The 22,352-nt window shown below is 69.2% G+C and carries 20 protein-coding genes; 9 read left to right on the forward strand and 11 right to left on the reverse strand.

Features of this window, described 5'->3' with window-relative positions; all coding sequences use genetic code 11:
- Positions 1-59 precede the first annotated feature (59 nt).
- Complete coding sequence (locus ACLSSQ_RS05410; RefSeq protein ID WP_416244000.1) at positions 60-710, reverse strand: class II aldolase/adducin family protein; 651 nt, start codon at positions 708-710, stop codon at positions 60-62.
- Positions 700-1,791 (reverse strand): S-methyl-5-thioribose-1-phosphate isomerase, encoded by a 1,092-nt coding sequence (gene mtnA / locus ACLSSQ_RS05415; protein ID WP_152089613.1) that lies wholly within the window; start codon positions 1,789-1,791, stop codon positions 700-702. The genes ACLSSQ_RS05410 and mtnA overlap by 11 nt, the downstream gene beginning before the upstream one ends.
- Positions 1,792-1,987: 196 nt before the next feature.
- Here mtnA and ACLSSQ_RS05420 point away from each other — a divergent pair, with 196 nt between their 5' ends.
- The 4 genes from ACLSSQ_RS05420 (at position 1,988) to ACLSSQ_RS05435 (ending at position 5,595) form a co-directional block, all read left to right on the forward strand.
- A complete protein-coding gene (locus tag ACLSSQ_RS05420) occupies positions 1,988-2,923 on the forward strand; it encodes a hypothetical protein (RefSeq protein WP_416244001.1) in 936 nt (311 codons plus the stop codon).
- A gap of 245 nt (positions 2,924-3,168) precedes the next feature.
- Positions 3,169-3,897, forward strand: a complete 729-nt coding sequence (locus ACLSSQ_RS05425) for a hypothetical protein (RefSeq protein ID WP_416244002.1) — start codon at positions 3,169-3,171, stop codon at positions 3,895-3,897.
- Positions 3,898-4,083: 186 nt separating this feature from the next.
- Positions 4,084-5,238: a pyridoxal phosphate-dependent aminotransferase gene (locus tag ACLSSQ_RS05430; RefSeq protein WP_416244003.1), complete on the forward strand. Its 1,155-nt coding sequence runs from the start codon at positions 4,084-4,086 to the stop codon at positions 5,236-5,238.
- A 180-nt stretch (positions 5,239-5,418) separates the two neighbouring features.
- The gene (locus tag ACLSSQ_RS05435; RefSeq protein WP_172974716.1) at positions 5,419-5,595 is read left to right on the forward strand and encodes a hypothetical protein; all 177 of its coding nucleotides are present in this window, start codon (positions 5,419-5,421) and stop codon (positions 5,593-5,595) included.
- 144 nt (positions 5,596-5,739) lie between these two features.
- Here ACLSSQ_RS05435 and ACLSSQ_RS05440 read toward each other — a convergent pair whose 3' ends face one another.
- Genes ACLSSQ_RS05440 through ACLSSQ_RS05455 form a run of 4 tightly spaced genes read right to left on the reverse strand, consistent with a single transcriptional unit; the run spans position 5,740 to position 10,676 of the window.
- Positions 5,740-6,432: a DUF2026 family protein gene (locus ACLSSQ_RS05440; RefSeq protein WP_416244004.1), complete on the reverse strand. Its 693-nt coding sequence runs from the start codon at positions 6,430-6,432 to the stop codon at positions 5,740-5,742.
- A gap of 8 nt (positions 6,433-6,440) precedes the next feature.
- Positions 6,441-6,806: a Crp/Fnr family transcriptional regulator gene (locus ACLSSQ_RS05445; RefSeq protein WP_416244005.1), complete on the reverse strand. Its 366-nt coding sequence runs from the start codon at positions 6,804-6,806 to the stop codon at positions 6,441-6,443.
- A 20-nt stretch (positions 6,807-6,826) separates the two neighbouring features.
- Entirely contained in the window at positions 6,827-8,515 is a 1,689-nt protein-coding gene (locus ACLSSQ_RS05450; RefSeq protein ID WP_416244006.1) for a Na/Pi cotransporter family protein, read from the reverse strand.
- A gap of 16 nt (positions 8,516-8,531) precedes the next feature.
- A complete protein-coding gene (locus ACLSSQ_RS05455; RefSeq protein WP_416244007.1) occupies positions 8,532-10,676 on the reverse strand; it encodes a hypothetical protein in 2,145 nt (714 codons plus the stop codon).
- A gap of 154 nt (positions 10,677-10,830) precedes the next feature.
- Here ACLSSQ_RS05455 and ACLSSQ_RS05460 point away from each other — a divergent pair, with 154 nt between their 5' ends.
- Entirely contained in the window at positions 10,831-11,883 is a 1,053-nt protein-coding gene (locus tag ACLSSQ_RS05460) for an aldo/keto reductase (protein WP_416244008.1), read from the forward strand.
- A gap of 204 nt (positions 11,884-12,087) precedes the next feature.
- On the opposite strand, the gene ACLSSQ_RS05465 is transcribed toward ACLSSQ_RS05460, so the two are convergent.
- From ACLSSQ_RS05465 to ACLSSQ_RS05475, 3 genes are all read right to left on the reverse strand, one after another.
- Positions 12,088-12,519, reverse strand: a complete 432-nt coding sequence (locus ACLSSQ_RS05465; RefSeq protein WP_014238380.1) for a hypothetical protein — start codon at positions 12,517-12,519, stop codon at positions 12,088-12,090.
- A gap of 49 nt (positions 12,520-12,568) precedes the next feature.
- Positions 12,569-13,753 (reverse strand): acyl-CoA dehydrogenase, encoded by a 1,185-nt coding sequence (locus ACLSSQ_RS05470; protein ID WP_416244009.1) that lies wholly within the window; start codon positions 13,751-13,753, stop codon positions 12,569-12,571.
- Between the two features lie 79 nt (positions 13,754-13,832).
- Complete coding sequence (locus tag ACLSSQ_RS05475; RefSeq protein WP_130458954.1) at positions 13,833-14,546, reverse strand: hypothetical protein; 714 nt, start codon at positions 14,544-14,546, stop codon at positions 13,833-13,835.
- Positions 14,547-14,720: 174 nt separating this feature from the next.
- Between ACLSSQ_RS05475 and ACLSSQ_RS05480 the strand changes: the two genes are divergently transcribed.
- From ACLSSQ_RS05480 to alaS, 4 genes are all read left to right on the forward strand, one after another.
- Positions 14,721-16,085, forward strand: a complete 1,365-nt coding sequence (locus tag ACLSSQ_RS05480; protein ID WP_416244010.1) for an extracellular solute-binding protein — start codon at positions 14,721-14,723, stop codon at positions 16,083-16,085.
- Between the two features lie 20 nt (positions 16,086-16,105).
- Positions 16,106-16,900, forward strand: coding sequence for a glycerophosphodiester phosphodiesterase (gene ugpQ / locus ACLSSQ_RS05485; protein ID WP_416244011.1), 795 nt, complete (start codon positions 16,106-16,108; stop codon positions 16,898-16,900).
- 120 nt (positions 16,901-17,020) lie between these two features.
- Entirely contained in the window at positions 17,021-17,404 is a 384-nt protein-coding gene (locus ACLSSQ_RS05490) for a hypothetical protein (protein ID WP_416244012.1), read from the forward strand.
- 217 nt (positions 17,405-17,621) lie between these two features.
- Positions 17,622-20,243, forward strand: coding sequence for an alanine--tRNA ligase (gene alaS, locus ACLSSQ_RS05495; protein WP_416244013.1), 2,622 nt, complete (start codon positions 17,622-17,624; stop codon positions 20,241-20,243).
- 73 nt (positions 20,244-20,316) lie between these two features.
- Here alaS and ACLSSQ_RS05500 read toward each other — a convergent pair whose 3' ends face one another.
- Both ACLSSQ_RS05500 and ACLSSQ_RS05505 read right to left on the reverse strand, forming a co-directional pair.
- Positions 20,317-20,973, reverse strand: a complete 657-nt coding sequence (locus ACLSSQ_RS05500; protein ID WP_014238362.1) for a Crp/Fnr family transcriptional regulator — start codon at positions 20,971-20,973, stop codon at positions 20,317-20,319.
- A 34-nt stretch (positions 20,974-21,007) separates the two neighbouring features.
- Positions 21,008-22,330 carry a cytochrome-c peroxidase gene (locus tag ACLSSQ_RS05505; protein WP_416244014.1) on the reverse strand — a complete coding sequence of 441 codons (1,323 nt, stop codon included), beginning with the start codon at positions 22,328-22,330 and terminating at the stop codon, positions 21,008-21,010.
- Between the last annotated feature and the right edge of the window lie 22 nt (positions 22,331-22,352).

Here is a 22,352-nt window from a genome sequence, read left to right on the forward strand (position 1 = left end):
GTCCCGAGATTGGCGTCCCTGCTGCCTTCCAGGCGATCCCGTTGTTGAGTTCCGACCCTTCAGGCCTGCTTGCCGTAGGTGGCGAATCTGGCCAGGGCCTCGGCCATCTGTTCCGTGTCGAGCAGCACCGGCGAGCCCAGCTGGCTGGCGCGCCAGAACTGCTCGCTGAGGCTTTCCAGTTCCACCCCCAGGGCCAGGGCCTCGCCCAGATCCTTGCCGCAGACGATCATGCCGTGGTTGGCCAGGAGGCAGCCCTTGCGTCCTTCCAGGGCGGTCAGGGCGGTGTCGGAGAGGGCCTGGGTGCCGAAGGTGGCGTAATCCGAGCAGCGCACCGTGTCGCCGCCGAAGCGGGCGATCATGTAGTGGAAGGGGGGAATGTCCCGGCGCAGGCAGGCCAGGGACGTGGCGAAGGGGGAATGGGCGTGCAGCACCGCGCCCGTCTCCGGCCGGGCGGCGTAGATGTCCCGGTGGAAGCGCCATTCGGAGGAGGGCAGGCGGCGCCCCACGTGGCTGCCGTCCGCCAGCTTGACGAAGGGGATGTCCTCCGCCTGCAGGCTGTCGTAGTTCATGCCGGTGGGGGTGACGTAGAAGCCGTCCACCCCGTCCAGCTTGGCCCGCAGGCTCAGGTTGCCGGCGGTGCCCCGGTTGAGGCCCTCCGCCGCCATGCGGTGGGCGGCGGTGATGAGGCTCTGGCGCGGGTCAGCGGGCATGGTCCTGTTCCTCCGGGTAGAGGCCGAAGATGCCGTCGGCGCTGGCCGGGCAGGCGCCGCGCTCGGTGATGAGGGCGGCCACCAGGCCCGCCGGGGTGACGTCGAAGGCCGGGTTGGCGACGGCCTCGGCGGCGGCGATCTGGCGGATGGAGCCGGGGCTGCCGGCGCCATCCAGGCCGTGCACCAGGCGCAGCTCGTCGCCTTCCCGCTCCTCGATGGGAATGGCGGCGCCGCCGGGGCAGGCGAAATCCAGGGTGGAACGGGGCGCCGCGACATAGAAGGGCACGCCCGCCTCCCGGGCCGCCAGGGCCTTGAGATAGGTGCCCACCTTGTTGGCCACGTCGCCGTTGGCGGCGATGCGGTCGGCGCCGACGATCACCGCATCCACCTCGCCCCGGGTCAGCAGCAGGCCGGCGGCGTTGTCGGCGATGAGGGTGTGGGGCACGCCCTTCTGGGCCAGTTCCCAGGCCGTCAGCAGGCCCTGGTTGCGGGGCCGGGTCTCGGAGACCCAGACATGCACCGGCAGGCCGGCGGCGTGGGCGGCATAGACCGGGGCGAGAGCGGTGCCGTGTTCCACAGTGGCCAGCCAGCCGGCGTTGCAGTGGGTCATGATCTGCAGCCGTCCCCGCTTTTCCGCCAGGGGCCGCAGCAGTTCCAGGCCGTGCTGGCCGATGCGGCGGTTCTGTTCCGCGTCCTCGTCGGCGATGGCGGCGGCTTCGGTCCATGCCGCTTCGGCCCGGTCTTCCTGGGGCAGCAGGCGCAGCAGGGCCTGCATGCGGTTGAGGGCCCAGTGCAGGTTGATCGCCGTCGGCCGGGTGGCGCCCAGGGTGGCCACAGCCTGGCTCAGGGCCGCGTCGGAGGCATCCCGCTGCAGGGCCAGGGCGACGCCGTAGGCGGCGGTGGCGCCGATCAGGGGCGCGCCCCGCACCTGCATGGCGCGGATGGCGTGGGCCGCCTCTTCCAGGGTGAACAGGCGCAGGGTGCGGAAATGATGGGGCAGGGCCGTCTGGTCGATGATGTCCACGGCGCAGGTGCCGGGCACGGGCCAGAGGGTGCGGGAGGGGAGGGTGGTTGGGCTCATGGGGCGATTCTAGGCCAAGGCGGCGGGCGGCCCAAGCACGGCGACGCCACGGCCCGGCCAGAGGCCCGCGGCAAGATTGGGTAAAGGCAGTTGCAACAATTCGTAAGGCCCGGGGCAACGGGTCGGCGGTGCCTGCCGCTGCCGCGTTAAAGCCGGCAACAGCGCTTTTTTTCCAACGCCCCATGAGGCAGGCACCATGAAACGCAAACTCTGGCTTTCCCTTCTCTTCGCCGCCGTGGCCGGCCTGGCCGGCTGTGCCGTCGAGCCCGTCAGCCGTCCCTACTACGGCGAACCGGTGCGCATGGCGCCGCCGCCGCTGCGGGTGGAAGTGATGGGAGCGCCGCCGGTGGTGGGCTATGTCTGGATCGGCGGCTACTGGAACTGGATCGGCGTGCGCTACGTCTGGGTCCCGGGCCGCTGGGAGGCGCCCCGCCCCGGCTATCGCTGGGTGCCGCGCCAGTGGGAGCGGGACGGCGACCGCTGGCAGCCCCGGGGCGGCCAGTGGGAACGGCATGATGAACCCATGCGCGATTCCCCCCGGGAGCATCGCTGGGAATCCCCCGCCCAGCCCCGGCCCCAGGCCGTGCCCCAGCCTGCCCGCCCCGGTTACGGCTACGGCGGCACCGACGTCTCGCCCCGGCGCGACCGGGATGGCGCCGGCGGCTGGGACGGCCGGCAGGACCGGGACCGGGACGGCATCCCCGACGGCGTCCAGGGGCGCGACCGCGATGGGCGCCGCGGCAACCAGGATGGCGGCTGGGGTGACCGCAACGACCGGGGTGACGACAGCCGCCGCGGCACCCCGGGCAACGGCGTCGCCCCCCAGGAGCGCAACCGGCCCGCTACCGACAGCAGCGTCGAGCAGCGCCGTCTGACGCCCCTGGACCGGGACAGCGGCTTCCGTCGCGAAGAGATCCGCAGCGCTCCGCTCCAGCCCCGGGGCCAGTCCGGCCAGCCGGGCGGGGAGCGCAGCATGGGCCGGGACGGCGGCGGCCGCAGCGCCGACGGCGGCAGCTCCGGCGAAAGCCGGGCGGCCCCGCCCCGGGGTGGCGATGGCGGTGAGCAGCGCCAAGGCAACTCCTGGGGCGGCGGTCGGCGCAATGATCGGCCGGGCGGTGACGGCGACCGCTGAGCCCTGGCCGCAGCCATCCGGGCGTCCCCAGGGGCGCCCTTTTTTATGCCGTGTAAAACTCTGTTGTTGCGAGTCATTCGCGTTTACATGGGGCGGCGACTGTACTAGGATGACGCCATGGCGCCTCGCCGGGCGCCCCCGCCGCCGCCGTTTGGCGGGCAGCCCAGGGCTGCCGGCGGGGGCGCAAAACGGGCTGGCGAAAGCCGCCCCGCGCCACCTTCATCCACCTTTCCTGGGAGCCGACCATGGCCCATCTGCCTGCCGACCTTCCGCCCCTGCCCGGCGCTACTGCCGACGCCGACGCCGCCATTTTTCCGGCCGGCCCCGGCCGTTCTGCCCAACCCTGCGAGCGCAGCATCCTGCTGCGCTACCTGGGCCAGGTGCAGCAGCGGGTGGGGCGGCAGTTCGAGGAGCTGCGTGCCGAAGTGCACAGCGAACTCCAGGCTGAACTGCAGGCGGAGCACGACGCCGAGCGCCGGGCCCTGGCGGCCGTGCTGGCAGCGCGGGACGACCAGCTGCTGGCCCTGCGCGGCCAGCTCATGGTGCGTGACACGGCCCTGGAACTGCTGCGGGAGGAACTGGCGGAACTGCGCCGCCAGGTGCCGGGCCTGGCCGGGCGGCAGGAGTTGGTGCGCCTGCTGGACATCCAGGCCGAGCGTATCGTCGCCCTGGAGCGGGAGCGCAACGCCGCCCTGTGGCGGGCCGAGCGGGAAAGCCTGCGGGCCAGGGAAGCGGCCGCCGGGCCGGGCACCGTGGCCATCCTCTCCGCCGACCTGGTGGCGGCCTTGCCCGACGAGGCCCAACTGACCGAGGCCCTGGCGGCGGCCGACCTGGTGCTGTGCCAGACCGGCTGCCTCAGCCACGACGACTACTGGCGGGTGCAGGACTACTGCGCCCGCAGCGGCAAGCGCTGCCTGCTGCTGGCCAAGGAGGATGCGGCGGCCCCCGCGCCGGCCCGGGCCGTGGCGGACTGAGGCGTACCGGGGCTGCCCGGCCCCAATAAGGGCGCCCGCCGCGAACCGGGAAGACGGGCCGGGTACCGCCCAAACCTCCGGCAGGCCCGCCGTCGCCTTCCCTCCGCAACCGGGGATGGCCCCAGGTGCCTATTCCGGCGAAAGGGCCTAAACTTCCGCTTCCCCAAGCCTCAAGTCCCGATTTCCATGCCCCAATCTCCCGTCGCCATCGACTCCAAGCTGCCTTGGGTCGGCACCACCATTTTCACCGTGATGAGCAAGCTGGCCGCCGAATGCGGCGCCATCAACCTGTCCCAGGGCTTCCCCGACTTCCAGGCCGACCGCAGCCTGTTCGACGCCGTGCATCAGGCCATGCTCGACGGGCGCAACCAGTACGCCCCCATGACCGGCCTGCCGGAACTGCGCCAGGCCATCGCCGCCAAGGTCCAGGCCCTCTACGGCACCGCCTACGATGCCGAGAGCGAGATTACCGTTACCGCCGGCGCCACCCAGGCCCTGTTCACCGCCATCGCCGCCTTCGCCGGCCCGGGGGACGAGGTCATCGTCTTCGCCCCGGTGTACGACTCCTACGTGCCCGCCATCGAGACCGTGGGCGCCAAGGCCGTCTACGCCAACCTCCGCTACCCGGACTACAAGCCCGACTGGAACGAGGTGCGCGCCCTGATCACGCCCCGCACCCGCATGATCATCGTCAACACCCCCCACAACCCCACCGGCAGCCTGCTCGACGCCGCCGACCTGGAGGCCCTGGCGGAACTGACCCGCAACACCAATATCGTGGTGCTGGGGGACGAGGTGTACGAACACATCTGCTTCGAAGGCGAGCACCAGTCCCTGGCCCGCCACCCGGAGCTGGCCGCCCGCAGCCTGATCGTCTCCAGCTTCGGCAAGACCTACCACATCACCGGCTGGAAGATCGGCTACTGCTACGGCGCCGCCGCCCTCATGGCCGAGTTCCGCAAGGTGCACCAGTTCAACGTGTTCACCGTGCATGCCCCCTCCCAGGTGGGCCTGGCCGCCTTCATGGCCGACCACTCCCGGCACCTGCAGCTGGCCGAGTTCTACCGGCAGAAGCGGGACTTCTTCCGCCAGCAGCTGGCCGGCACCAAGTTCGAACTGCTGCCCAGCCGCGGCACCTACTTCCAGCTGGCCCGCTACGACGCCATCTCCGATCTGCCCGACACCGAGTTCGCCCAGTGGCTGACCCGGGAAGTGGGGGTGGCGGTGATCCCCGTCTCCGTCTTCTACCCGGACGGCCGGGACGACAAGGTGGTGCGCTTCTGCTTCGCCAAGCAGGAATCCACCCTGGCCGCCGCCGGCGAAAAGCTGCGCGGCATCTGAGCCGGGCGCGGCCCGGAGCGCCATCGGCGGGCCCGCGGCAACTCCCGGCGCCAAAGAAAAAGCGCGGCAATCGCCGCGCTTTTTTCATGGCCGGGGAATTTTCCGCCGCCCCGGCGGTCTTTGCAGCGGGCCGGCGCCACAGCCGGCGTTTCGATCAACCGCAACATCAGGAGCATCCCCATGCGGGTACAGGAAAATCCGGCCGACATCGGCCGCTGCGGCTGCGGCCGCCGCGAATACTGCGACGGCAGCCATGGGCTGAGCGAAGCCCAATGGCAGGAACTGCGGGCCAGGGAACTGGCCGAAGAAGCCGCATGGAAGCGGGCCGCCGGCCAGCCGGAAGACGCCGGTAAGTGATTCCGTAATCCGCCTGTCCTGGGAGCCAGGCGGGACGCCATTCGTCGGGTGGTGTGCCTGGAGAATGGTGTGGATTGGACGTTTCCGGTGAGGCAAAGAAAAAGGGCACGGTGACGTGCCCTTTTTCTTTGAGGCCAATAAGAGTTACCAAGCCCCAACAATAGCTAGTTTTGTTAGCTGAATATTTGTTTTCTCACCCAAGTCATTCATTATGACTAATGAATTAGGAATGCTTTTAGGGGGACGCTTAAACCATTCCAAGCAGACTCTAGCTAAGTCACCTACCGCTGGAGATTGCTGGGCCTTCTTCAGGGAAACAGCGGAAAGGTGTCTATTCGGTACTACGAAATAATCACCTGAACGCCTAAGTTCTTGTTGCGAGGGGCTCATCTCTAGTTTCTGCTTCTGGAACATCTTTCTAGGAATATCGACTTTCACTCCCGCTTTTTCCAAATACTCTCTGTAAACCGGGGCAGTGAAGTCGATGATGTGATTTTCAGTTTCGATCCAACAATGGAAGTGTTCTTCTGTCCCTTCACATGTCCCGTCATCATTTATTTTTGCAAAGGATAGGCCTGTTCCAAGGTAGTCATCTAAACGGAAAAATGCGGCCCCAACAACTGGAAGGGCTCGAATACCCAAAGACTCTTCCAATAACAATGCGCCAACTGTGTTGTAGAAAAGGCAGGATGCGCCCGGCCTGTCATCAAGGCTACGCGATACCGAGTGAATGATTCGAAATGCCCGTTCGTATTCCGGTAGGGTGATTGCATGTCTTTTCTTCATTTTTAACCTTTCGCCCTTTCCTGCTTCATCAGAAATAAGCAGCAGTACCAAACTAGTGTTTAGTTTTGACTCAGCAACTGATTCGTCGCCCGCAGCCGGTGGGCCATGATGCGCATGACTTCGGTGGCGAAGTGGGGGGTCTGGGCGATGAGGATGTGGAAGCGCTTTTCGTCGATGGCGGCGAAGGTGCAGTCGCTCACGGCGAGGACGCTGGCGGAGTGGGGCAGCCGTTCCACCAGGGACATTTCGCCGAGGATGGCGCCGGCTTCCACTTCGTCCACCGCCCGCTCTCCCACCAGCACCCGGGCGTGGCCTTCGAGGAGGACGTAGAGGGCGTCGCCCGGGTCGCCGGCGCGGAAGAGGAAGTCGCCGGCGGCGATGCGGCGCTGGTTGGGTTCGTGGCGGAACAGGTCGTGGAACAGCATGGGGTTTCTCCTTGGATTGTTCAGTCTTCCGACTCGCTGTCCAGGGCCGGTTCCTTCAGCTCGGGCAGGGAGGCGAAGCGCTGGCTGGCCTTGAAGCCCTGGGCCACGGCGCGGCGCAGGTCGCTGAGGCAGGCCAGCCAGTCGTACATGGCATTGACGTCGGTGCCGCCGGCCCCGGCCTGGAGCAGGGCGGCCTTGCTGCGCTGGTAGGTGTCCTCGAAGCTGTCCCGGGCCTCTTCGGCGCGCAGGGCAATGTTCTCCGGGGCCTCGCCGCAGTCCGGGTCGGCGGCGCCGAAGAAGGCCTGGGCCGAGACCAGCACGGGGGCGACGGCGGCCAGCAGGTCGGTCTGTTCGTCCCGGTTGGGGCTGGTGAGGACCCGGGGGCCGGCCTGGCCGCTGAGAGCCACGTGGTACATGACCCGGGCCAGGGTGTCGTAGTAGTTGGCGATGCGCAGCAGCTCGGGCAGCTGTTCGGCCTGGTCCCGGTGCACCTGGCGGCGGCTGACTTCGCCGACGAAGCGGCCGATCTCGGCCTGGAGCTTTTCGATCACTTCCAGGCGGCGGGTGAATTGCACCGCGTCGGCCGGCGCCTGCTGCTGCAGGTGGCGGCAGGCCAGGTCCCCCAGTTCCAGGGCCAGGTGGGCGACCCGGGCCAGTTCCCGGCGCAGGGCCTGCAGCGCCAGCTGGGGCACGGTGGCGACGTTGCGGTCCAGGTAGCGGGGATGGGCGGCGTTGTCTTCGGTGGAGGCGAAGCGGGACAGCAGGAAGGGCACCAGCCAGCGGGAGAGCAGGCCCATCAGCACCACGCCGAGGGCGTTGAAGAGGGTGTGGAAAATCACCAGCTGGGTCACCGGGTCGTCGCCGTCGCCCAGCCCCAGGTCGATGGCCTTTGACAGCCACAGCAGGGGCACCAGCAGGGCGGCGGCCACCACCGCGGTGGCGACGTTGAAGAAGACGTGGGCGGCGGCCAGACGCTTGGCGTTGGCGGTGGCGCCGATGGCGGCGACGATGCCGGTGAGGGTGGTGCCCACGTTGGCGCCGATGACCAGGGCGGCGGCGGTGAGGGGCAGCATGCCGCCGGCCACCGCCGTCAGGGCCAGAGTCAGGGTGGCGGCGGAGGCCTGCAGGATGACGGTGAGGGCGATGCCGATGAGGATGGCCAGGGCCAGGGCGCCCGGGTCGCTGCCCAGGCGCGGCAGGGCGTCCGGCCCCAGGCCGGCGAAGCCGTCCTTGAGCAGCTCGATGCCGAGGAAGAGCAGGCCGAAGCCGGCCAGGCTCATGCCCAGGCCGCTGCGCCGGGTGCCTTCGCCGGTGAGCTTGAGGGCCATGCCGATGCCGATGAAGGGCAGGGCGAAGGCGTCGATGGAAATCTTGAAGCCGATCCAGGCCACCAGCCAGCCGGTCACCGAGGAGCCCAGGTTGGAGCCGAAGACCACCCACAGGGCGGCGGCGAAGCTGAGCAGGCCCGCATTGACGAAGCCGATGGCGGCCACGGTCATGGCGGTGGAGGACTGCACCAGGGCGGTGACGCAGATGCCGGTGATGAGGCCGTGCAGGCGGGTCCGCGTCCACGCCGCCAGGATGCGCTCCAGGGCCCGCCCGGCGGCCAGCTTGAGGCCGTCGGTGAGCATGGTCATGCCCAGCAGGAAGAGGCCGATGCCGCCCAACAGGGCGGTCAGCAGGCCGAGGAGGGAGGTGCCTGCCGTCACGGGCGGCCCGCGCCCATCAGACGTGGCCCCGCAGCACCACCCAGGCGAAGACGGCCAGCAGCACCAGGAAGGTCAGGGCCCAGGGCCACACCCGGCGCTTGTCGGCGTAGGGGTCGGTGAGGGCCCGCTCGGCGCCCTCCGGCAGCTTGGCCAGCTGGGTCAGGGCGGTGCCGAAGGGAATGTTGATGCGGGCCCGGGCATTCACCGCCCAGCCGTTGGCGTCCAGCAGAGGCCCCAGGGTGCGGCTCCTGAGCTTGAACCAGGCCAGCAGCATGGAGGGGCCGGAAACCATGAGCATGAGGCCGGCCACGGCGATGGGCATCTGCCACCAGGAGAGGCCGAGGAAGCCGGTGACCACCGAGGCGATGGCGGTGCCGATGGCGCCCACGGCCAGGCCCAGGGCGGCGAAGATGCCGGCGAACTTGCCCACGTCGAAGGGCGTCGGCGCCGGCTTGGCCGGTGCCGGGGCAGCGGGCGCGGCTTCCACCTTCTTGGCGCCGTCGGCCACCAGGGTGGCGGACTGCTGCTCCACGGCGGCGGCCTTGGCGGCGGCGAATTTCTGGAACTGCTCGCCGATCATGCGCGCCACCTTGCGGTAGGGCGACCAGAAGGCCTGGCGGATGCTGATGGGGTGGTCCACGATTTTGCTGATGGTGGCGTTCCAGTCCCGGCCCTGGCGGTCGTAGAAGACGCCGTTGCGGCCCACCAGCAGCTGGTCCGAATCGCCGGCGGTGAAGGCGGCGGCGATGGAGAGCTTTTCGCTGCCGCGCTGGCAGTCGCAATAGACCAGGCAGATGCGGGAGAGGCCGGCCAGGGCGGCGTGCTTGGCGGCGTCGTTCACCGGGATCACCAGTTCGCAGCTGCGGCCGTCCAGGTACAGGGTGCCGGCCTGGAACATGGCCTTGCCGCGGCGGGTGTAGAAGTCGCGGAAGGAGACGAAGTTGTTGGCCAGCAGGGCCAGGTCGCGCACGTAATGCACCAGCCGGTCGGCGCTGCTGATGGCCTCGAATTCGGGGGCCACGGCGGCGTCCTCGGCAATGAGGGCGAGCAGGCGCGCCGGCAGGTCGCCGGCCAGGATGGCCTGCAGCCGCTCCAGGCCCAGCTCGGCCACCGGGGTTTCGACCCGGGCGGCGAGCCAGTCCTCATGGGCCTGCAGCCTGACCAGCAGGGCCTGCCAGTCGGCCTCCGTCAGTGCTTGCCGCTGGCCCAGCAGGGGCGCCACGGCGGCGCTGGCCAGGGTGGCCACGGCGGCGCTCCAGGCCGGGTTGAGGCCGCCTTCCAGGGGCAGGGGGCGGCCGGCTTCGATACGGGCCAGGGGCAGGGCGGCGATGGCCGCATCCCCCGCTTCCAGGTTGCGCGTCGCCAGGGCCTTGAGGTCGTCCTCGGCGCCGTTCATGAGGCCGCCGGCCCGGGGGTCGAAGGCGGCCAGGCGGCAGCGGGTGAAATAGTCCTCCACCTTGGCCCGCACCGCGGCCACGGCGTCCCGGGCGGCGGCGGTGGCCTCGCCCAGGGGCAGCACGGCGCCATCCTGCCGGGCGGCGGCCTGCCATTCGCACCAGGCCTTAGCCTCGGCCAGGAAGCGCTCGGCCTGGGCCTGGGATACGCCGGGCTCGCCGCTGCGGTCGGTGTCGCTGCCGATGCGCTCCATGATGTCCTGCACCAGGGCGGCCAGGGCCTCGTCCTGGCAGTTGGCCGGGGTGACGATGCCGTCGCCGTTGAAGCGGGCGGCGGCGAAAATGGCGGCGATGTCGGAGGTGTCGGCCGGGGTGATGCTGGCGGCCTCGCCCTTGCCCAGGCTCTGCAGGATGCGCCGGGCGGCGGCCAGCACCTGGCGGCCTTCCTCGCTGCTGTCGTCGATGGCGTCCAGGGGCAGGGTGGCGGCGCCGGCGCCGAGCAGGGCCTTGTCCTTGAGCAGGGCGCCGGTCCAGTGCAGGGCGGCGATCAGTTCCGGGGCGCGGATGTGGCCGTCCCGGTCGGTGTCGATCAGCTCCAGGGTGCGGCGGTCGAACTCCAGGCCCTGGATGGGGCAGGAGAGGGCGACCCACAGCTTCTGGTCCAGCTGGTCCAGGTGCAGCAGGTCCTCGGCCCGGTCCAGGCGCACCTGGTCGAAGCCCCCGGCGCGGAAGAAGCGCCAGCGGTGGGTGTTCTGGGGAGTGGTCATGGAATGGCGGTCCTCGGTCGGTGGGCGGGAAGGCAGCGCCGGCCCTTCGTTGGCGGGGCCGTGCCTGGATATGCGCCGAGTATAGGAAACCCGACCCGCTCTGAATAGTGGGGGCGAGCCGCTAGAATGGCGTACCCCCTCTACGGAGCACAGCATGGAATATCGCGCATTGGGCCGCAGCGAACTCAAGGTTTCCGCCGTCTGCCTCGGCACCATGACCTTCGGCCAGCAGAACAGCGAGGCTGAAGGCCACGCCCAGCTGGACCGGGCCGTCGCCGCCGGCATCAATTTTATCGACACCGCCGAGATGTATCCGGTGCCCGCCCGGGCCGAGACCTACGGCGCCACGGAGCGCATCGTCGGCTCCTGGCTCAAGCGCCAGGCCCGGGACCAGGTGGTGATCGCCACCAAGGCCGCCGGCCCCGCCCGCAGGATGGAGTGGATCCGCGGCGGCCCCCTGGCTTTCGATCTGGCCAATCTGCGCCGCGCCCTGGAGGATTCCCTCCAGCGCCTGCATACCGACTACGTGGATCTCTACCAGCTGCACTGGCCGGCCCGCAACCAGCCCATGTTCGGCCAGTGGCAGTTCGAGCCGGAACAGGAGCGGGAGTCCACGCCCCTGCGGGAAACCCTGGAGGCCCTGGCGGTGCTGGTGCAGGAAGGCAAGATCCGCCAGGTGGGCGTCTCCAACGAGCATCCCTGGGGCATCATGGAATTCCTGCGCCTGGCCCGGGAGCACGGCCTGCCGGCCATCGCCTCCACCCAGAACGCCTACAACCTGATCAACCGCCTCTACGACACCGGCGGCCTGTCCGAAGTCTGCTTCCGGGAGCGGGTGTCCCTGCTGGCCTATTCGCCCCTGGCCTTCGGCCATCTCTCCGGCAAGTACCTGGCCGATGCCAAGGCGGCCGGGCGCATCACCGCCTTCCCCGGTTTCGGCCAGCGTTACGAGAAGGTCAATGTGCCGCCGGCCCTGGCCGCCTACCGGGAGCTGGCCGCCCGCCACGGCCTTTCCATGACCGGGCTGGCCCTGGCCTTCTGCTACAACCGGCCCGGCGTCACCAGCACCATCATCGGCGCCACCTCCCCGGCCCAGCTGGAGGAAAACCTGGAGGCCTGGGAACGGCGGCCCGGGGCCGAGCAGTGGCGCGCCATCCAGGCCGACATCGACGCCGTGCACCAGCGCTATCCCAATCCGGCCCTGTAGGACGGAGACCGGCTGTTCCGCCATGGCACAAGGGCGCCCCGGTGGCGCCCTTGTCGTTGCTGCGGTCACCATGGAAGGCCGGTGGCGCTGGCGGCTGCCCTCGCGCTGCCCGGAATCAGCATTGCGGCACCGGCTCGGCGGGCAGCAAAAAGCCCGTTGCGGACAGGGCCGGAACGGGCTTCTCTGGGGAGCGGCAGACGGCGCTCAGTGCTTGGCCGCCTCGCCTTCCTTGGCGGCTTCCTTGGCCCCTTCCTTCGGCGCTTCGGCGGCGCTCTCGGCCGGTGCGGCTTCGGCGTCGGCCTTTTTCTTGGTCTTCTTCTTTTTCGGGTCTTCCGGCGGCGGCGCCGGGGGCAGGGTGGGGGCGATGGTCTGGATCTGGTTTTCCCGCATGTACACGTCCATCTCGCGCCAGCCGCCGTACACCGCGTCCTTGGGCAGCCAGTAATAGACGCTGTAGCAATCCTCGATGGCGCGGCCGGACTGGCGGCAGGCGCCGCCCACGGCCTTGCCTTCGGCCTCCAGCTTGGCGGCCTTGGCCGCCTGGTCCTCGATGCCCAGCTTGCTCTGGACCTGGTCGCAGCCGCCCAGCAGCAGGGGGGCGGCAAGAATGGTGATGGCGATGGCGCTTCTTTTCATGGTCGGCCTTTGATTTGGTCCCTGGATTCTATCTCAGCTGGCGCTTCTGTCAGTTGGCGAAGGCGGCGATGCCGGTCTGGGCCCGGCCCAGGATCAGGGCGTGGATGTCGTGGGTGCCTTCGTAGGTATTCACCACTTCCAGGTTCAACATGTGGCGCACCACGTGGAATTCGTCGCTGATACCGTTGCCGCCGTGCATGTCCCGGGCCGTCCGGGCGATCTCCAGGGCCTTGCCGCAGGAGTTGCGCTTCAAGAGGGAGGTCATCTCCGGTGCATCCTGGCCCGCGTCCTTCAGGCGGCCCAGGCGCAGGCAGCCCTGCAGGCCCAGGGCGATCTCGGTCTGCATGTCCGCCAGCTTCTTCTGCACCAGCTGGTTGGCGGCCAGGGGACGGCCGAACTGGGGCCGGTCCAGGGTGTATTGGCGGGCCGCGTGCCAGCAGGCTTCGGCGGCGCCGAGGGCACCCCAGGCGATGCCGTAGCGGGCCTGGTTGAGGCAGGCGAAGGGGCCCTTGAGGCCCTTCACCTTGGGCAGCAGGTTCTCTTCGGGCACGAAAACCTTGTCCATGACGATCTCGCCGGTGACCGAGGCCCGCAGGCCCATCTTGCCCTGGATGACCGGGGCGGACAGGCCCTTCATGCCCTTCTCCAGCACGAAGCCGCGGATTTCGCCGCTGTCCTCACCCTGGCCGTCCTTGGCCCAGACCACGAAGACGTCGGCGATGGGGGAATTGGTGATCCACATCTTGGTCCCCGTCAGCTCCCAGCCGCCCGGCACGGCCTTGGCGCGGCTCTCCATGGAGCCAGGGTCGGAGCCGTGGTTGGGTTCGGTGAGACCGAAGCAGCCGATCAGTTCACCGGTCGCCATCTTCGGCAATAGCCGCTCCTTCAGGGCCTCGCTGCCGAAGGCGTGGATGGGGTACATGGCCAGGGAGGATTGCACCGAGACCATGGAGCGGTAGCCCGAATCGACCCGCTCGATCTCCCGGGCCAGAAGGCCGTAGGAAACATAGCTGGCGCCGGCGCAGCCGTAGCCGTCGAGAGTGGCGCCGAGCAGGCCCAGCTCCCCCAGTTCGCGGAAGATGGCCGGATCGGTCTGTTCGTGGCGGAAGGCCTGGACGATGCGGGGCAGCAACCGGTCCTGGCTGTATTGACGGGCGGTGTCGCGGATCTGGCGCTCTTCGGCGCTGAGCTGGTCATCCAGCTGCAGGGGGTCTTCCCAGTTGAAGCGGCTCATGGGCTCCTCTTCCTTTATTCCTCCTTGATGGAGCGGGGATTTTAACCGCATTCCCCGGCGCCGCAGGCGGCCGCCGGGCTCACTCGGTCTCCTGGCGCCGGTCGCCCTGGCGGCGTTCGGGTCCTGCGTGGGTCTGTTCCGCCTGGCGCCGGTCGTCGCCCCGGCCCAGGGTCGGGCGGGCCTTGTGGGCCAGCACCTTCTGCCGCATCTCCTCGCCCAGGGCCTGCAGGGCCTCGTCGTCCAGGGATTCGGCCAGTTCGATGATCTTGCGTCGGGTGGCGTCTTCGTTGCGTTGCACGACGTTGAAGAGCAGCCACAGGGCCAGGGCGTTGATCACCACCAGCACCACCTCCAGATAGAGCAGGGGGGTGAAGATGGGGCGCTGGGAACGGTCGCCGAGGATGAAGTAGAAGCTGTCGAAGCCCGAGGTCGCCGCCTGGCGCAGCAGGGAGGGATAGGGCTCGAAGGGCGGGAAAAGGCAGATCAGCGCCAGGTTCACCAGGGTGAACAGGCCGATGGCCCGGCTGTAGCGGAAGCGGGGAATCTCGTGGGCCTCCCGCTGTTGCAGCAGCAGCCAGGCGCTGAGGGCGTTGGCGGCGACGAACATGAGCTGCAGGGTCAGCAGCTCCTGGTGGATGGGCTTGTGCCCCAGCTGGGTCAGCAGGGGATAGAAGCCGTCGAAGGAATTGAGGGCGCCCCGGGCCAGGGGGATGTTGTTGAAGGGGGGGAACAGCACCATCAGCAGCAGGTCCAGCAGGGCGACGATGCACACCAGTCTCTGATATTTGTTCATGGCTCTCGCTCTCGGTGGCGCCGGGCATGGATGCCCATGCACGAGTCATTATGGTGGCTGGGCCGGGGGCTGACAAGCAGGCCGGCGGCCCCCGGGGCCGGGTCTGGCGTTGTCCTCCGGCGGTCATCTTTCCGGCGCTATAATTGTCGTTTTAGCACTGCTTGAGGATTGGCGATGTTGATTTCCGCCCGACGCACTTCTTTGCTTGCCCTTTCCCTGGCCGCCGCCTTCGCCCTGGCCGGCCCCGCCCAGGCCGCCAAGCCGGCCAAGGCCCCTGCCGCCCCGGCCAAGGCTGCCGCTCCCCAGGAACCGGTGGAACTGACCCTGTCCCACCAGCTGGAAGAATCCCGCACCTCCCGCCTGCAGGAAGTGGTGGACCGCTTCAACGGCCAGCAGAAGGCCTACAAGGTGGTGCTGGTGCACCGCCAGGGCGGCGCCGGCAACTACCACATGAACCTGGCCCTGCGCGACGAGCTGAGCCACTTCGTCAGCGGCAAGGAACCCTACCGGGCCCTGCACCAGGTCATCAGCGAGAGCAAGGAAAAGATCGACACCGCCCGCCTGGCGCCCGAACTGCGCAGCGGCGTCACCGACGGCAAGGGCCGTCTGCTGGGCCTGCCCATGGCCTACTCGACCCCCGTGCTGTTCTACAGCAAGAGCGCCTTCCGCCGCGCCGGCCTGGATCCCGAGGCCCCGCCCAAGACCTGGTGGGAACTGCAGGCCGTGGCCGGCAAGCTGTTCGACGCCGGCATCAAGTGCCCCTACACCACCTCCCGCCCGGCCTGGGTGCACATCGACAACCTGGCCGCCCGCAACAACGTGGAAACCGTGGGCGAGAAGGGCGAGATGGCCTTCAACGGCATGATGCAGGTGAAGCACGTGGCCCTGCTCAACTCCTGGTACAAGGCCCGCTACTTCCATACCTTCGGCGGCCAGAACGAGGCCGACGCCCACTTCGCCAGCGGCGAGTGCGGCATGATCACCACCGCCTCCGACCGCTTCGTCACCTTCCGCGAGAACAAGGACCTGGACGTGGGCGTGGCGCCCCTGCCCTATTACGACGACGCCTACGGCGCTCCCCGCCAGGCCCTGGCCGACGGCGCCTCCCTGTGGGTCGGCCCCGGCCACAAGGCCGCCGAGTACAAGGGCGTGGCCAAGTTTGTCGGCTTCCTCATGGCTCCCGACATGCAGGTGGAAATCGCCCGCTCCGGCGGTTACCTGCCCCTCACCGCCGCCGCCCAGGCCGCGGCCAAGGGCAAGCTGCTCAAGGACGACATGCGCAACATCGACGTGGCTCAGGCCCAGCTCGGCCCGGTGCTGCCCCGCACCTCGGTGAGCAAGGCTGCCGCCCTGACCCCGGTGGTCTCCGCCATCAACCCGGTGCGCCTGATCATCGACGAGGAGCTGGAGCAGGTGTGGTCCAACAAGAAGCCGGCCAAGCTGGCCCTGGACAACGCCGTCAGCCGCGCCAACGCGGTTCTGCGCTCCGGCGCCGCCGCCCGCCTGGCCGAAGCGCCGGCGGCCTCCAAGGTGCGCTGATCCGCGTCGTGGGCCAGCAAGTGCCGCCACAAGAAACGCCGGTCCCTGGGGCCGGCGTTTTTGCATCCGCCCCCGCCTATCCCCGGCTTATCGCCCACCGGGGCGGCGGCAGCAGCGCGCCGGAAAACACCCTGGCCGCCATCCGCGCCGGCCACCGTGCCGGTTTCGCCGGGGTGGAATTCGACGCCATGCTCAGTGCCGACGGCACCCCTTTCCTGATCCACGACGAAACCCTGGAGCGCACCAGCAACGGCTGCGGCGCCGTGGCGGCCAGCAGCGACGCGCTCCTGGCCGGCCTGGATGCGGGCAGCTGGCATTCCCCCGCCTTCCGCGGCGAACCCCTGCCGACCCTGGCAGCGGCCCTGGACCTGTGCCGCAGCCTGGGCCTGTGGGTCAATCTGGAAATCAAGCCGAGTCGCGGCCGGGAGGCTGAAACCGGCGCCGCCGTGGCCGAGGTGGCGGCCCGGGCGGTGACTGCCGGCCTGCCGGCGTCCGCCCTGGTGCTCTCCTCCTTTGCCGAAGAGGCCCTGGCAGCCGCGCGGCAGACAGCCCCCGGCCTGGCCAGGGCCCTCCTGGTGACGGCCGTGCCGGCCGACTGGGAAGCCCGTCTGGCGCGCCTGGGGGCGGTGGCCCTGCATTGCGCCGCCGCCGGGCTGGATGAGCATACGGTGCGGCAGCTGGCCGCCGGGCTGGCCGCCCGGGGCGGGGCCCTGGCCTGCTACACGGTCAATGACGCCGCCCGTATTTCCGCCCTGCTGCAGTGGGGCGTCGCCGGGGTGTTCACCGATCGCCTGGATCTGGCCGGCCCGGCCTGACCTGGCATCTCGGATACATCCGCTTACACACGCTTACTTCCTGCTTGTCGTCGGCCGCCGGGCCATGACGTTAAAGTGGCCATGGGAATCGCCCATGACATTCAAATCAGGAGACCTGCCATGAAGACCTTCAAGCCCGTTGCCGCCGCCGCCTTCTTCCTCGCCCTGTCCGGCCCCCTGCTGGCCCAGACCGTCACGCCCAAGGTGGACCAGCGCCAGGCCAACCAGGAGCAGCGCATCGACCAGGGCGCCCAGAGCGGCACCCTCACCGGCAAGGAAGCGGCCCGGCTGGAGAAGGGCCAGACCCACGTGGAAAACGTGGAGACCCGGACCCAGGCCGACGGCAAGGTGACGGCCCGGGAGCGGGCCCGCCTGGACCACGCCCAGGACGTGCAGAGCCGCCGCATCGCCCGGGAAAAGCGGGACGGCCAGCACGATTTCAACCACGACGGTCGCAGCGACCGGGCCGAGCGTCGGGCTGCCCGCCGCGCCGCGCATCAGTAAGCCGCTGCCGGCCGCGGCCCTGCCGTCGCCGTCGTCATTTGCGACCACCCGGCCAGGAGCCCCGTCCCGCGGGCCTCGGCGCTTTGTCCATGGCCGCCATGCTCCTGCTGAACGCGGGCACTGCGGCAAGCCGGTCCCGGCCCGGTTCAATGATAAAATGCGCGTTTTTCCAATTCAGCCGCCCCTGCCGCAGGCCGGGGCCAAGGATGCAACGACGATGAAAAGCGCCGAAATCCGCCAGAAGTTCCTCGACTTCTTCGCCTCCAAGGGCCACCAGATTGTCTCTTCCAGCTCCCTGGTGCCCCACGAAGACCCCACCCTGCTGTTCACCAACGCCGGCATGAACCAGTTCAAGGACGTCTTCCTCGGTTTCGACAAGCGTCCCTACACCCGGGCCACCACTTCCCAGAAGTGCGTGCGCGCCGGCGGCAAGCACAACGACCTGGAGAACGTGGGCTACACCGCCCGCCACCACACCTTCTTCGAGATGCTGGGCAACTTCAGCTTCGGCGACTACTTCAAACGTGACGCCATCAGCTACGCCTGGGAGCTGCTCACCGTCGTCTTCAAGCTGCCCAAGGATAAGCTCACCGTCACCGTCTATGCGGAGGACGACGAGGCCTACGACATCTGGACCAAGGAAATCGGCGTGCCCGTGGAGCGGGTCATCCGCATCGGCGACAACAAGGGTTCCCGCTACGCTTCCGACAATTTCTGGATGATGGGCGACACTGGTCCCTGCGGTCCCTGCACCGAGATTTTCTACGACCACGGCGAGCACATCTGGGGCGGCCCTCCCGGATCCCCCGAGGAAGACGGCGACCGCTTCATCGAAATCTGGAACAACGTGTTCATGCAGTTCAACCGGGACGAAGCCGGGGTCATGCATCCGCTGCCCAAGCCCAGCGTGGACACCGGCATGGGCCTGGAGCGCATCGCCGCCGTGCTGCAGGGCGTGCACGCCAACTACGAGATCGACCTGTTCCAGCGCCTGATCGCCGCCGCCGCCCGGGAAACCTCCGGCGCCGACATGGACAGCCCGTCGCTGAAGGTGCTGGCCGACCACATCCGCGCCTGTTCCTTCCTCATCGCCGACGGCGTCATCCCGGGCAATGAAGGCCGGGGCTACGTCCTGCGCCGCATCATCCGCCGCGCCATCCGCCACGGCTACAAGCTGGGCGCCCGCGCCGCCTTCTTCCACAAGATGGTGCCGGACCTGGTGGCCGAGATGGGCGCCGCCTATCCCGAGCTGGCCTCCGGCGAAAAGCGCGTCATGGACGTGCTGAAGCAGGAAGAGGAACGCTTCTTCGCCACCATCGAACACGGCATGGCCATCCTCGAAGCCGAACTGGCTGGTATGGTGGAAGCCGGTACCACCGTCTTCAACGGCGAGACCGCCTTCAAGCTGCACGACACCTACGGCTTCCCCCTGGACCTCACCGCCGACATCTGCCGCGAGCGCAACTTCACCGTGGATGCTCCGGCTTTCGACGCCGCCATGGCCCGCCAGAAGGAACAGGCCCGCGCCGCCGGCAAGTTCAAGATGGCCGCCAACCTGGAATACGACGGCCCCGCCACCACCTTCCACGGCTACGACACCCTGGAGTTCAAGGGCAACGTGCTGGCCCTGTACAAGGACGGCGTCGCGGTCAATGAACTGCACGAAGGCGACATGGGCGTGGTGGTGCTGGACAACACCCCCTTCTACGCCGAATCCGGCGGCCAGGTGGGCGACCGGGGCGCGCTGCAGAGCGTGCACGGCATCTTTGCCGTGGAAGACACCCAGAAGATCCAGGCCACCGTCTTCGGCCACCACGGCGTGGTCAAGACCGGCACCCTGACGGTGGGCAACAACGTCACCGCCAAGGTGGACATCCAGGCCCGGGCCCGCACCGTACGCAACCACTCCGCCACCCACCTGATGCACAAGGCCCTGCGCGAAGTGCTGGGCGGCCACGTGCAGCAGAAGGGCTCCCAGGTGGACCCGGACAAGACCCGCTTCGACTTCGCCCACAACGCCCCCATGAGCGATGAGGAAATCCGCAAGGTGGAAGCCATCGTCAATGCGGAAGTGCTGGCCAACGCAGCCACCGAAGCCCAGGTCATGGGCATCGACGACGCCCAGAAGAGCGGCGCCATGATGCTCTTCGGCGAGAAGTACGGCGACGAGGTGCGGGTGCTTTCCATCGGTTCCTCCAAGGAACTGTGCGGCGGCACCCACGTCACCCGCACCGGCGACATCGGCCTCTTCAAGATCGTCGCCGAATCCGGCGTCGCTGCCGGCGTGCGCCGCGTCGAGGCCGTCACCGGCGACAATGCCCTGGCCCTGGTGCAGCAGCAGCAGGCCGTGCTGGCCCAGGCCGCCGCCGCCTTCAAGGCCCCGGTGGCCGAACTGCCGGCCAAGATCGCCCAGACCCAGGAGGCCGTGAAGGCCCTGGAAAAGGAACTGGCCAAGCTGAAGTCCAAGCTGGCTTCCAGCCAGGGCGACGACCTGGTGAACCAGGCCGTGGAAGTGAAGGGCGCCAAGGTCCTCGCCGCCACCCTGGAAGGGGCCGACGTCACCGCCCTGCGGGAGACCATGGACAAGCTGAAGGACAAGCTCAAGTCCGCCGCCATCGTCCTGGCCTCCAGCGCCGAAGGCAAGGTCACCCTGATCGCCGGCGTCACCGCCGACCTCACTGCCAAGGTCAAGGCCGGCGAGCTGGTCAATCAGGTGGCCCAGCAGGTGGGCGGCAAGGGCGGCGGCCGTCCCGACATGGCCCAGGCCGGCGGCACCCAGCCGGAAAACCTGCCGGCAGCCCTGGATTCCGTGGCTGCCTGGGTGGCAGGCAAGCTCTAAGCTGCCGCTTTCCCTCGGCAAAAAGCCCTCCCCCTGCGGGAGGGCTTTTTTTATGGCCGTTCCCCGTCTTGGCTCAGGGGCTGGCGATGAGGGCGGCCAGGCGCTGGGCGTCGCGGATGCGGATCAGGCCCCGGCCGGTGGCCACCAGGCCGTCGGCCGCCAGTTCCCCCAGCAGGCGGGCCACCACCTCCCGGGTGGTGCCCAGGTGGTCGGCCAGCTGCTGCTGGGTCTGGCGCAGCTCTCCGGCGGCCGAGGCCTGCAGCAAGAGGAGGTTGGCCAGGCGCTGGTTGAGCTTGTAGGCATGCACCTGCTCCAGTTCCTGCATCAGGCGGAACACCAGGGTGGCCAGGGTGTGCACCGTCAGGTCCCGGATGGCGTCTTCCCGGGCGAACAGGGTGCGGTACAGGGGGCCGGGCACCAGGGCCACGGTGGTGGGCTGTTCGGCCTGGACCCAGGCCGGGTAGCGCAGGTCGTTGAAGAGGCTGTTGAGGGCGAAGACGCAGGTCTCCCCCGGATCGATGCAGTAGAGGGTGGCTTCGTTGCCGTTGGGGGCCAGGGAATAGACCCGCAGCCTCCCCCGCAGGACGAAATAGGCGCCGGAGATGGCCTGGCCCTTGTAGAGGACCGGCGAGCCCGGCTGGCACTCGGCGGTGACCACGCCCTGGCGCAGCAGTTGCAGGCTGTCCGGGCTGAGCTGGCGAAAGAGGGGAAGGGTGTCGAAGTCCTGCACGGGGCGGTCTCCCGGGGGGCGGCATGGGGCCATTCTAGCCCGCCGGCATGGCGCCGGCATGCTTGCCGGCGGCGGCCCGCTGCCGGGCCAGCAGGCTGTCGCTGCTGAGGGCGTTGAGGAAGGCGACGATGTCCGCCACCTCCCGCGGGCTCAGGGGCGAGCGCTCGATGCGGTGCAGGGCCCGGTCCTGGCCGCGCCAGGCCGTCAGGCGGCCGGAACGGCCCAGCTGGGCGCTGGCCATGATGCGCACCACTTCCTCCAGTCGGTCCACCGAGCCGTTGTGCAGCCAGGGGCCGGTGAGGGCTACGTTGCGCAGGGAGGGCACGCGCCAGACGCCCCGGCGGCCGCCCTCCAGCAGCAGGGGGTATTGGTCCTCGTAGGCCGTGGGGTTGGCCGGGAAATGGCGTCGCGGGGCCTGGCCGCCGAGCAGGCTGGCGTCGCTGAAGGCCGCCCCCTTGTGGCAGAGGACGCAGCCGACGGACTCGAACAGGGCCATGCCCCGCAGCTGGGCCTGGCTGAGGGCGGTGGCGTCGCCGCGGACGAAGCGGTCATAGGCGCTGTCCGGGGTGATCAGGGTGCGCTCGAAGGCGGCCAGGGCCTGGGCGATGCGGTTGAAGGTGACCTCCCCGTCGCCGAAGGCCCGGGCGAAGTCCCGGCGGTAGCCGGGGTCGGCGGCGAGGCGCCGTTCCGCCTCGCCGGGGCTGTCCAGGTTCATTTCCACGGGGTTGAGGATGGGACCCTTGGCCTGCTCCTCCAGGGAAGGGGCGCGGCCGTCCCAGAACAGCACCGACTGGAAGGCCGCGTTCCATACCGTCGGCGTGTTGCGCGGGCCGCTCTGCCCCGCTTCCCCCAGGGCGGTGGGGCGCCGGTCGCCGCCGGCCTTGGCGTAGAGATCGTGGCAGGAACTGCAGGACTGGGTGCCCTGGCCCGAGAGGCGGGTTTCGTGGAAGAGACGTTCCCCCAGGGCAATCTTGGCGGCGTTGCCCGGGTTGTCGGCCGGCTCCGGCGCCTGTAGCGGCAGGGCTTCCCAGACGTAGGCCGGGGCCGCCTGGGGCACCGCCGGCTGGGCGACCGGCGGGGCGGCTGCCTCCTCTTCCGCCGGGGGCGGGCGGTAGGCGGCGGCGATGAGGGGAGCCACCGTGCCGCCGGGGGCCTGGACCAGTACCGCCGCCACCGCCATTTTCAGGCTGAAGGCCAGCAGCCCGGTGCCCAGGGCGCCGGTGAGCAGCCAGCGCCCCTCCCGGGTGAGGCCGGCGCGGGGGGCCAGGTCCTGCCGCACCATCAGGGCCAGCAGGGTGAAGAGGCCGATGACGGCGACCAGACCGATCGCCAGTAAGTCAAACAGATCGCTGTCCATGATGTTCTCCCTTGGGTGGCGG

The organism is Azospira sp. APE16 (assembly GCF_047901315.1).
In the GTDB taxonomy this organism is placed as follows: Bacteria; Pseudomonadota; Gammaproteobacteria; order Burkholderiales; family Rhodocyclaceae; genus Azospira; species Azospira oryzae.